General features: G+C 61.1%; 14 protein-coding genes and 1 pseudogene. All 15 read left to right on the top strand.

What is annotated here, in order from left to right; genetic code table 11:
* Window positions 1-273, top strand: a pseudogene (locus tag F2Q65_RS13945) (Rpn family recombination-promoting nuclease/putative transposase); the annotation flags it as partial.
* A 5-nt stretch (window positions 274-278) separates the two neighbouring features.
* Window positions 279-536 (top strand): DUF4351 domain-containing protein, encoded by a 258-nt coding sequence (locus tag F2Q65_RS20215; protein ID WP_281291040.1) that lies wholly within the window; start codon window positions 279-281, stop codon window positions 534-536.
* Between the two features lie 426 nt (window positions 537-962).
* Window positions 963-1,325 carry a MarR family EPS-associated transcriptional regulator gene (locus tag F2Q65_RS13955; protein ID WP_150094025.1) on the top strand — a complete coding sequence of 121 codons (363 nt, stop codon included), beginning with the start codon at window positions 963-965 and terminating at the stop codon, window positions 1,323-1,325.
* Between the two features lie 224 nt (window positions 1,326-1,549).
* Window positions 1,550-1,969: a 6TM ABC transporter family protein gene (locus F2Q65_RS13960; RefSeq protein WP_150094026.1), complete on the top strand. Its 420-nt coding sequence runs from the start codon at window positions 1,550-1,552 to the stop codon at window positions 1,967-1,969.
* A 61-nt stretch (window positions 1,970-2,030) separates the two neighbouring features.
* Complete coding sequence (locus F2Q65_RS13965; protein WP_150094027.1) at window positions 2,031-2,282, top strand: antitoxin; 252 nt, start codon at window positions 2,031-2,033, stop codon at window positions 2,280-2,282.
* Window positions 2,283-2,285: 3 nt separating this feature from the next.
* Entirely contained in the window at window positions 2,286-2,684 is a 399-nt protein-coding gene (locus tag F2Q65_RS13970; protein WP_150094028.1) for a PIN domain-containing protein, read from the top strand.
* A 77-nt stretch (window positions 2,685-2,761) separates the two neighbouring features.
* Window positions 2,762-2,887: a hypothetical protein gene (locus F2Q65_RS20220; protein WP_281291041.1), complete on the top strand. Its 126-nt coding sequence runs from the start codon at window positions 2,762-2,764 to the stop codon at window positions 2,885-2,887.
* Window positions 2,888-3,001: 114 nt separating this feature from the next.
* On the top strand, window positions 3,002-3,763 hold the full coding sequence (locus tag F2Q65_RS13975; RefSeq protein WP_281291042.1) for a nucleotide sugar dehydrogenase: 762 nt from the start codon (window positions 3,002-3,004) through the stop codon (window positions 3,761-3,763).
* A gap of 168 nt (window positions 3,764-3,931) precedes the next feature.
* Window positions 3,932-4,447 (top strand): acyltransferase, encoded by a 516-nt coding sequence (locus F2Q65_RS20225; protein ID WP_150094030.1) that lies wholly within the window; start codon window positions 3,932-3,934, stop codon window positions 4,445-4,447.
* Window positions 4,401-4,985 carry a sugar 3,4-ketoisomerase gene (locus tag F2Q65_RS13985; protein WP_211354044.1) on the top strand — a complete coding sequence of 195 codons (585 nt, stop codon included), beginning with the start codon at window positions 4,401-4,403 and terminating at the stop codon, window positions 4,983-4,985. Before F2Q65_RS20225 ends, F2Q65_RS13985 begins: the two co-directional genes overlap by 47 nt.
* Window positions 4,986-5,035: 50 nt before the next feature.
* The gene (locus F2Q65_RS13990) at window positions 5,036-5,329 is read left to right on the top strand and encodes a hypothetical protein (RefSeq protein WP_150094031.1); all 294 of its coding nucleotides are present in this window, start codon (window positions 5,036-5,038) and stop codon (window positions 5,327-5,329) included.
* Window positions 5,310-6,845 (top strand): DegT/DnrJ/EryC1/StrS family aminotransferase, encoded by a 1,536-nt coding sequence (locus F2Q65_RS13995; protein WP_281291043.1) that lies wholly within the window; start codon window positions 5,310-5,312, stop codon window positions 6,843-6,845. Before F2Q65_RS13990 ends, F2Q65_RS13995 begins: the two co-directional genes overlap by 20 nt.
* A 75-nt stretch (window positions 6,846-6,920) precedes the next feature.
* Window positions 6,921-8,234, top strand: a complete 1,314-nt coding sequence (locus tag F2Q65_RS14000) for an AAA family ATPase (protein ID WP_150094032.1) — start codon at window positions 6,921-6,923, stop codon at window positions 8,232-8,234.
* Window positions 8,231-8,689: a PIN domain-containing protein gene (locus F2Q65_RS14005; RefSeq protein ID WP_150094033.1), complete on the top strand. Its 459-nt coding sequence runs from the start codon at window positions 8,231-8,233 to the stop codon at window positions 8,687-8,689. Before F2Q65_RS14000 ends, F2Q65_RS14005 begins: the two co-directional genes overlap by 4 nt.
* A gap of 25 nt (window positions 8,690-8,714) precedes the next feature.
* A complete protein-coding gene (locus tag F2Q65_RS14010; RefSeq protein WP_150094034.1) occupies window positions 8,715-10,526 on the top strand; it encodes an ABC transporter ATP-binding protein in 1,812 nt (603 codons plus the stop codon).
* Window positions 10,527-10,651: the final 125 nt, after the last annotated feature.

The following is a 10,651-nucleotide window of genomic DNA, read 5'->3' on the forward strand; positions in this document are numbered from 1 at the left end:
ACGCACGAGCCGGTCAAGCAAGCCATGAATCGGATCCGCGAACTCAGCGCGGATGAGGAGGCGCGTCGCCTGGCGTTTGTGCGCGAGCGCGCCTTGCACGACGAGGTCTCGCTCATCAACGAGGCGAAGCGAGAAGGCCGTGAAGAAGGCCGTGAAGAAGGCCGTGAAGAGGTCGCGAGAAATCTGCTGTCCATGAACCTGCTCAGCGACGAGCAGATCGCGACGGTTTCAGGGCTCACGCTGGCAGAAATCCAGGCGCTTCGCCAACACTGAAACGGTTGGCGGCAACCTCAGCAGCCCACTCCCGCGCCTTCGGTCTGGCGACCGGATTCGCCGCCAGATTCACCGAACAGGGTCGCCAGCAGGGCGAGACTCACTTGGTACTCCGACTACTGAACCGCCGTGTCGGGTCAGTGCCGGACGCGTATCGGCAGCGCATCGAATCGCTCCCGGTCGATCAGATCGAAACCCTCGGCGAAGACCTGCTGGACTTCACCGGCCCCGCTGACCTCGAGGCCTGGCTCGCCCGCCACTGACGCACTGTTCGCCAACACTGAAACGCTTGGCGGCAAGCTCCGTCGCCAACACCCGCGCCTTCGGGGCGGTGTGCCGCTGTGCGGGGGACGCTGCGAGCCCATCCATGGGACGCTCGAGCATCGCCATCCCTGGCGATGCACGCCCCCGACAGCGTCACCCCGCCCCGAATGCGCTCCCGTGGTCACGCGCATGAATGCCCTCTGCTCAGGCCTGAATGCGCTCACGCCCGCTACCCTGGCCGCCGCCGACAGCGTCCACACGAAAGGCACGACCAGTCCTTGCAAAACCTGACACCCGGATGTTCTAATACACGCCTTTCGTTTCGGCCGCGAACGCCAGAGCGACACAATCCGAATCCCACACAGCCCATGCCGGCAAGTGACCAGGCAGGGCGGTAGCGTGCCTGAAACCTCGCCCCCGCCGTAATGATCAAAGACGAACACCAATACCGCCTCCTGCGCCACCTGGAACAACACCCCGGCGCCAGCCAGCGCGAGCTGGCCAAGCTGGTGGGCTTGAGCCTCAGCAGCACCAACTACTGCCTGCGCGCGGTGATCGAGAAGGGCTGGGTGAAGATGGAAAACTTCACCCGCAGCAAGACCAAGCAGCGCTACCTCTACCTGCTCACGCCCGAAGGCGCCCAGGCCAAGCTCAGGGTCCTCAACGCGCTCATCGCCCAAAAGCGCCAGGAACACGCCGAGCTGCAAGCCTTCATCGAACAACTGACCCGCGAGCAGCAGGCCCAAACGCAATCACCGGCAAAAGACCCGCTGCCGCAGCAGCGCTAGCCGCCGCGTCAGGAGACAACACCCAATGGACGTCATCAACACACTCAACACCCGCGAAGCTTGGCCCGGCAACCCCAACGACAGCACCTGATGCTGGCGCCAAGCAGGCCCTGGCGGAAAAATTGCGCCGACGCACGTCAAGAAGCCAAATTAGAATCCCTTGAATACCCTCAAGAAAATCCTCGACCTCTTAACCCCCCCACGAGCGTAAGCGCGCGGGGCTGTTGCTCGGCATGATCCTGGTGATGGCGCTACTGGACATGCTCGGCGTGGCGTCGATCATGCCGTTTATGGCGGTGCTGGCGGACCCTGGGCTGGTGGAAACCAACGCGGTCCTCAACACCGCCTACGCCGCCGCAAGCAACTTCGGCGTTGAGACCCCCGAGCAGTTTCTCTTCGTGCTCGGCATCGGCGTCTTTGTGCTCTTGGTCAGCTCGCTGGCCTTCAAGGCGCTGACCACATACGCGCAGCTGCGCTTCACCCTGATGCGCGAATACAGCATCGGCAAGCGGCTGGTCGAGGGCTATCTGCACCAGCCGTATAGCTGGTTCTTGAACCGCCACAGCGCGGATCTGGGCAAGACCATCCTCTCGGAAGTCGGCATGATGAGGTTTCTCTTGTCAACAAAGCTGCCCCAGATGTAGTATTACAATGTAATATTACATTTGTTTCTGCCAAGCTGGGAATCAATTTTGGAGGTGCGCGATGTCGACGTTAGCGAAGTTATTTATGAGTGGGCGCAGTCAAGCCATTCGCTGGCCAGCAAAATTGCGCATTGCCGCGAGCGAAGTCCTGATCGAGCAAGTGGGTGATGCCTACCTGATCAAGCCCCGAACGGAACCGACGCAGAATCTTGGAGAATGGTTGCGTGGGTTTTACGCCTCCACTGAATCGCTCCCGGAAGAGTTTCTAGCGAAACGCGAGGATCCGCTGCCGCAGGATCGTGACTGGTCTTAAGAAATGCTGCGTACGCTTGATACCAACATATGCAGTTACATCTTGCGAAAGAGGCCCGAGAGCATGATTGATCGGTTTTCTGCGCTGAGAGCGAGCGAAGTATGGATTTCAGCCATTGTGGCTGCCGAACTTCGTTTTGGTGCGACGAAACTCGGCTCAGATAAATTCGAAACAGTGATTGAGACGTGGCTTGCGGGATTTGAAGTGCGTCCTTGGCCTGTTGAGGCGTCCAATCACTACGCTGCAGTGCGCTATACGCTAGAAAAACAAGGGCAACCGATCGGCAATATGGATCTAATGATTGCAGCGCATGCGCTTGCGGAAGATACGGTTGTGATCACCAATAACGCGCGTGAGTTTTATCGTGTGCCGGGCCTTGCGGTTGAAGAGTGGAGCCACTGAGGCGAGCTGCCTTTGGCAGTGGACTGCCGCGGGCCTTAGGCCCTCGCAGTGACGTGATTTGTCGGTAGGCCGTCATTGTGAACGCAGCGAAAATCGCGCAGCTGCAAGGCCTCATCGACGAAGCGCTTGAAGGCGGCGAGGGCACGCGCAGCATGGCCGAGATTCAGGCCGAAGCCTTGGGGCGTATTGCAGGTCAAACGTGAAGTACGTTCTCAGCAAATCCGCTGAAGAAGATCTGATTCAGATTTACATTGCAGGCGCCCAAGATTTCGGGCTTGAACAGGCGCAGCGCTACCATCATGCGCTGGAAAGCCGGTTTGATCTTGCTTACAACCGAGGCCATCGTCCCGCACCTGCGCCCCGGCCAGATCGTCTCGCTGGAGAGCACCACCTGGCCCGGCACCACCGACGAGGCGCTCAAGCCCCGGCTGGAAAAAAGCGGCCTCACCCTCGGCCAGGACCTCTTCCTGGTCTTCTCCCCCGAGCGCGAAGACCCCGGCAACCCCAATTACAGCACCCGCACCATCCCCAAGGTGCTCGGCGGCCTCACCCCCGCCTGCACCCGCGCCGGCCAGGCCCTCTACGGCCAGGTCATCGACCAGGTAGTGACACTCAGCTCCACCCGCGCCGCCGAGATGACCAAGCTGCTGGAAAACATCCACCGCGCCGTCAACATCGGCCTGGTCAACGAGCTCAAGATCGTCTGCGACCGCATGGACATCGACATCCACGAGGTCATCCGCGCCGCCGCCACCAAGCCCTTCGGCTTTGGGGTTGAGAAGAACGTCGACGACCGCCGCGAATCGCCGTCCATCGCGCTCATGGAACTGCTGCAGGCCAAGGGTGCCGAGATCAGCTACTCCGACCCGCACGTGCCGCGCTTCCTCAAGATGCGCCGGCACGACTTCGACCTGGCATCCGTGCCGCTCACGCCCGAGACCCTGGCCGCCGCCGACTGCGTGCTGCTCGCCACCGACCACGATCGCTTCGACTACGCGCTCATCAAGCGCCACGCGCCGCTCATCGTCGACACGCGCGGGCGCTATCAGGAACCGGCCGAAAACATTGTCCACGCATAAACCAGCGTCACCGGCCCCGCCGACCTCGAGGCCTGGCTCGCCCACCACTGAATCGCGTCCTTGCCGCGAAAGTGCTCGCCATTCCACTGTCCTGGCTTCGACGTCGACCCCGCCAGCGGCGAGCCAGCTGAAAAGAGTGTGAACGCTTAACCTGTTTCCCTTGTCCACATGACGCATTCCATCCATCCGCTCTCAGACGTCCAGACCCACCGGATCGGCGAGGGCAGCCGCATCTGGCAGTTTGTCGTCATCCTCCCCGGCGCCCGGATCGGCGCCGACTGCAACATCTGCGCGCACTGCCTCATCGAGAACGACGTGGTCATCGGCGACCGGGTCACGGTCAAATCCGGCGTGCAGTTGTGGGATGGCCTGCGCATCGAAGACGATGTCTTCATCGGGCCGAACGTCACCTTCACCAATGACCGCTTCCCGCGCAGCAAGCAGTACCCGGACCGCTTCGCCACGACCATCGTCAAGCGCGGGGCCTCCATCGGGGGGGGGGCGGTGATCCTGCCTGGCCTGACCATTGGCGAGCGGGCGATGGTCGGCGCCGGTGCGGTGGTCACCCGGTCGGTGCTGGCCGGGGCCACCGTGGTGGGCAATCCGGCACGGATCATCGGCACGCTGGAGCCGGGTCATGACTCCGGCTCCACGGATCCTCAAGGCGCGACAGGTGATCGGTAAGACGCTGATCTTCAGAGACGCGATGCCGGAAGATGCCACCTTTATCCTTTCGCTGCGTACCGACGAGAAAAAATCGCGTTATCTGAGCACCACCGCGCCAGACCTCGATGCCCAGCGATCCTGGCTACAGCGCTATGCAACCGCGACCGACCAGGCCTACTTCATCATCGAGCACCAGGGCAACCTCACCTTCATCGAAGGCGGCAACCACATCCCCTTCGACATCCAGCGTGTCTACTACCTGTACGACGTGCCGGGCGGGGCAGAGCGGGGCGGGCATGCGCACAAGGCGTTGCAGCAACTCATCATCGCCATGTCCGGCAGCTTCGACATCGTTCTTGACGACGGCAAGGACAAGGTCCGCTACCACCTCAATCGCTCCTACAGCGGCCTCTACGTCTGCCCTATGATGTTGCGCGAGCTGGACAACTTCTCCTCCGGCTCGGTCTGCATGGTGCTCGCCTCCAACCGCTACGACGAGGACGACTACTACCGCGACTACGCCGAATTCATGCGCGCCCGTTGGGGCGGTGCGTGAGGCGCTACGAGCGCCAACAGCTGAAGGTGTCACAACACAGGGGATGACGCATGCAAGCAATCGAATTTGAAGCCAACATTCAGGACGGGGCCATCAAGCTACCCAGTCAATACCATGCAATGGAGTCGAAGCACGTCAAGGTGGTCGCATGGGTTGAAGATTCAGTGGCAAACGACCAAACCGCAAAGCCGCATCAAGAACAAACACCTTTTTTTGCCGATGGCTATATCGATCAGCACTGGCGCGAGCTCATCATCACCACCTCGCCCAATCCGCTAGAGGATGACGACGCGGTGTTACAAGAAGACTATGGGGCCTACCTCAGTGCAAAACATTCTTCTTGACATCAACATCATTCTCGACTGTTACGATGCCGAGCGTTTAAAGCGCTTCCCATCATCAAAACCCGCATTTAATCTGGCTACGCAATCCGCTAGCTATCGGCCTTTTATCTCCTCCTCGAGCCTGGATAACCTTGAGTTCCTCAAAAGTAGAGCCTTCAAGCAAAGCTACCCGCAAGCAACGGCAGCAGAACGCCAGCAACTGACCCTGTTTTTCATCAAAGACGTCTTAAATCAGGTCGCGCTCGCCAAAACGCCCGCTTATCTGGAGATCGATGACAACGACATCGAAGATTCGCTCATCATTGCATCTGCCAAGGCCATCGACGCCAAGGTCATCACACGCGATGCCGGCATGCTGGATCAGTATCCCGAGATCGCACTGACCGCCGACAGATTCATCCAGTCGCATCAGAAACAACCAACGCAGGTTCCCTTTCTCGATCTCAAGGCGGCAACACAGGAATTGACCGCTGAGATCGAGCAAGCCACCGACCGCGTCCTCAACTCCGGCTGGTACATCCTCGGCGAGGAAGTCGAGCGCTTCGAGGCCGACTTTGCCGCCTACTGTCAGGCCGCCCACGGCGTCGGCGTTGCCAGCGGGCTCGATGCCCTGCAACTGGCCTTGCGCGCCTGCGACATCGGCCCCGGCGACGAGGTCATCGTGCCCTCGCACACCTTCATCGCCACCTGGCTCGCCGTCTCCCAAGTCGGCGCCACCCCGGTGCCGGTGGAGCCCATCGAAGCCACCTACAACATCGACCCGGCGCGCATCGAAGCGGCCATCACCCCGCGCACCCGCGCCATCCTCCCGGTGCACCTCTACGGCCAGCCGGCGGACCTGGACCCCATCCTCGCCATCGCCCGCCGCCACGGGCTCAAGGTCATCGAAGACGCCGCCCAGGCCCATGGCGCGCGCTACAAAGGCCAGCGCATCGGCGCGCACGGCGATGCCGTCGCCTGGAGCTTCTATCCGGGCAAGAACCTCGGCGCCTTCGGCGATGGCGGCGCCGTCACCACCAACAACGCCGACCTGGCCGAACGCCTGCGGCTGCTGCGCAACTACGGCTCGCGCGAGAAATATGTCAACCAGGCGCAGGGCTGCAACAGCCGGCTCGACCCGCTGCAGGCCGCCTTTCTCGGTGTCAAGCTGCGCCACCTGGATGCCTGGAACGACCGCCGCCGCGCCTTGGCCGAAGCCTACCTGCAAGGCCTGGCCGACAGCCCGCTGACCCTGCCGGTCGTGCCCGAGTGGGCCGAACCCGTCTGGCACCTGTTCGTGATCCGACACCCGCAACGCGACGCCCTACAGCGCCAATTGACCGAGGCCGGCATCGGCAGCCTGATCCATTACCCCATCCCGCCGCACCGGCAGCCCTGTTACGCCGATGCCGGGTATGATGATGGCCGCTATCCCATCGCAACGCGGATGGCGGGCGAGGTGCTGAGTCTGCCGATGGGGCCGCAGTTGACACGGGAGCAGGCCGCTGATGTCATCTCCGGGATCCGGAAAACCTGAGATGGTCGAAAAGCGTACAGCGCCAGCGGTCGATTGGCTCCGCCGACCTGTGCACCATCATTGCAGGCCCGTTTCATGCTGACATCCATTCAACTGACCAATTTCAAGAGTTATCGGCAGGCAAAGCTGACGCTGGCTCCGCTGACCTTTCTGATCGGCCCCAATGCCTCGGGAAAGAGCAACGCGATCGAAGGCATTCGGCTGCTCAACTGGTTGGCCAAAGGCAAGCGCCTGGACGATATCGAGCGCGATATCCAGGGCGGTGATGCGGTCGTCCGGGGGCAGGCGCGAGACCTGTTCCGGGATGCCACAGCGCCGTTCCAACTCGAAGCGCATTTGGCTGATGCCCCGCAAGGCTGGTGCGATTTTTCCATCAGCATCGGTCAATTGAATGACCAGCTTGTCGTGACCGGCGAGCAAATCACCAACCCCGAACAAAAAGTACCGCTGTATCGAGTCGATAACGAACCCAATGCGCACAGTGATGAGATCAGCGTCGCCTACAATAATTTCCGACGCGGACGAACCAAGCCACACATCCCTTGCTCCAATCGCCAGGCGGTCTTTTATCAACTGGAAACCCCCGGTCGCTTTCAGCAGGCGCACTCCGAAGCGCAACAATGGATACCAGCCGTCAGCCGCGTCTTGCGCGAAACGCTGCGCGCCATCGTCTTTCTCGACCCGCGGCCTGCACAGATGCGCGATTACGAATACGCGGGCGATCGGCAACTCAAGGAAGACGGCAGCAATCTTTCGGCGGTGCTCTATCAGCTCTGTCAACAGAAAGACAGCAAGCAGGCATTGCTCGATTTCATCCGCTCGCTGCCCGAGCAGGATATTACCGACATCCGGTTCATCGAGACGCAGCGACAAGACGTCATGGTGCAACTCGAAGAGACATTCGGCGAAAAAAGCCGCCTCGTCGATGCGCCATTGCTCTCGGATGGCACATTGCGGGTGCTGGCCGTCGGCGCCGCCTTGCTGTCAGCCCCCGAGGGTGCGCTATTGATCATCGAAGAGGTCGATAACGGCGTCCATCCCAGTCGCGCAGACCTGCTGGTGAGACAAATCCGCGACCTGGCCAGCCAACGCCGGCTACGTGTGCTGATGACCTCGCACAATCCCGCGCTGCTGGACGCCCTGCCGGATGCCGGCCTGGCCGATGTGCTGTGCTGCTACCGCGACCCGCAACTTGGCGACAGCCGCCTGATCCGTCTGGCAGACCTGGAGCGTTACAGCGAACTGGTAGCTCAGGGTCCGCTGGGGCAATTGATGACGCGACGGGTTCTGGAGCGGTTTCTCAAGGATGAAACCTCCCCGGCACAACGCCGAGAGGCCGCGCTGTCCTGGCTGGATGCGCTGACGCAAGACACAGCATCCGCCAAATGAGCGCCATCTGTCTGGTCGACACGACTGTGTTCGTGGAAATCCTGAATGTGCCGATCAAGGCCAAGCGACATCAGGAAACGCTTGCGCAACTTCGCGAACGGATTGCCAGCAACAGCGAAGAACTCTTTTTGCCCATGGCCACCGTGCTGGAGACGGGCAACCATATCGGCCAGAATGGCGATGGCCAGCAGCGCCGTCAATGTGCTGAGCGTTTTGTCGAGCAAGTGCGCTTGGCGCTTGAGGGAAAATCGCCTTTCAAGCCACTTCGCTTTCTGGATGAACCCGATTTTCTGGTCTGGCTCCAGGACTTTCCAGAACATGCAAGCCGCGGCAGTGGCCTGGGCGATCTGTCGATCATCCAGGATTGGCAGCGTTTATGTGCGCAAAATCCGCACCGCCGCGTCTACATCTGGTCGTTTGACCGGCATTTGATCGGTTATGACCGCAGCGTGTGATGAGTTAACGAGATCTCTCCTGAGCATGAGCAGTACCGCCCGCGACATCCCGCATTACCTGCGCATCTTCCAGACCTATCTGGGCGCGCGTATGTACCTCATCTTCGCGCTCACCCTGGTCGCGGGGCTGGCCGAGGGCGTCGGTATCCTGATGCTGCTGCCGCTGTTACAGACCCTCGACGCCAACGGCGCCGAGACCGCCCCGGCAGAGCTCAGCGGCATCAGCGCCTTTCTCAACAACGCCCTCGCGGCCTTCGACCTGCAAAACGCCACCGTCGCGGTGCTCCTGGTCATCACCGTCGCCTTCATCGTCAAGGGCGCGCTCACCTTCGGCGCGCTCGGCTTCAACGCCTACCTGCGCGGGCAACTGCTGCGCCAGCTCAAGGCCCGGCTGTTCAACGCCTACAGCAAGATGAACTATGGCTATTACGCCAGCCGCGACACCGGCCATTTCATCAACCTGATCAACGACCAGATCAATCGGGCCCTGCTGTCATTCAACAGCTTCAGCGGTCTGGGCACCCAAATCATCAGTGCAACCGTCTACATTACGCTCGCCTTCATGGTTGCCTGGCGCTTCGGCCTCATGGCCTTAACCATCGGCATGGTATTGCTGGCCTTGTTCCGCTGGATCAACAGCTACGTGCGCACCCTGTCCCGAAAGACCGCGACCGAGACCGGCCACCTGGCCAAACAACTCATTCAAACCCTGCACGGTTTCAAGTACCTCACCGCAACGGGACAAAACACCAAACTTGGTCAAAGTATCAACGCCTCGATTGGCCGGTTGACAGGCTATCAGATCCGAACCGGTATCGCCCAGGCCTTTACCGATGCCGTGCGCGAGCCCATCGCCGTGGTCTTCATCATGGCCATCGTGCTGGTGCAACTGATCTATCTGCAACAGCCGCTGGCGCCCATCCTGGTCTCCATCCTGCTGTTCTACCGTGGTCTCAACGCCATGCTCGCCATCCAGGGCAGCTGGCAGGGTACCCTGGAACAGATCGGCAGCATCGAGCTGGTGCATCAGGAATTCGCCACCCAGCGCCAGCATCAGGAACCCGACGGCACGCGCCCGATCGGCCCCCTCAGCCAAGGCATCCGCCTGCAGAATCTCCACTACAGCTACGACCCGCAGCTGGGCGACGTGCTCAAGGACATCAGCCTCGAGATCCCGGTGCGCCACTCGGTGGCCTTCGTCGGCGAGTCCGGCGCCGGCAAATCCACCCTGGTCGACCTGCTCACGCTGATGCTCAAGCCACGCGAGGGGCAGGTGCTGATCGACGGGGTACCGGGCGATGCCATCCAGTTGGCCAGTTGGCGCCAGCAGATCGGCTATGTGTCGCAAGAGACGGTCGTCTTCGACGACAGCATCGCTAACAACATCAGCCTCTGGGCGGGCGATCACCGACAGGACGCGCTGCTCGAGCGGGGTATCCACGAGGCTGCACGCCAGGCGCACATCGCCCATTTCATCGAGACCCTGCCCGACGGCTACGACACCTTGGTCGGCGACCGGGGCTTGCGCCTCTCTGGCGGGCAGCGCCAGCGGCTGTTCATCGCCCGCGAGCTGTTCCGTCGGCCCAACCTGCTGATTCTGGATGAGGCCACCAGTGCGCTGGACTCGGAATCCGAGCGTGCAATTCAGCAGAGCATCGATGCGCTGAAAGGGCAGATTACGGTCGTGATCATCGCCCATCGCCTCTCGACTATCCGCAATGTCGATCGGGTCTACGTCTTCGACCAAGGCAGCCTCATAGAGCAGGGCAGTTACGAAGGGCTGCGGGATTGCGACGAGTCGCGCTTCGGCAAGCTCATCGCAATGCAAGCACTCTAGTGCCGATTGTTTCATCGCGTGTGCGGTACGCAATCACCCCTATGTCGCGGAATGGAACTGCTTGGTTACTGTAACTCACATGCCGTGGTGCGATCATTGAAGCCAACATCTGTTAGTCCAGAACT

This window comes from Thiohalocapsa marina (assembly GCF_008632335.1).
Classification (GTDB): Bacteria; Pseudomonadota; Gammaproteobacteria; order Chromatiales; family Chromatiaceae; genus Thiohalocapsa; species Thiohalocapsa marina.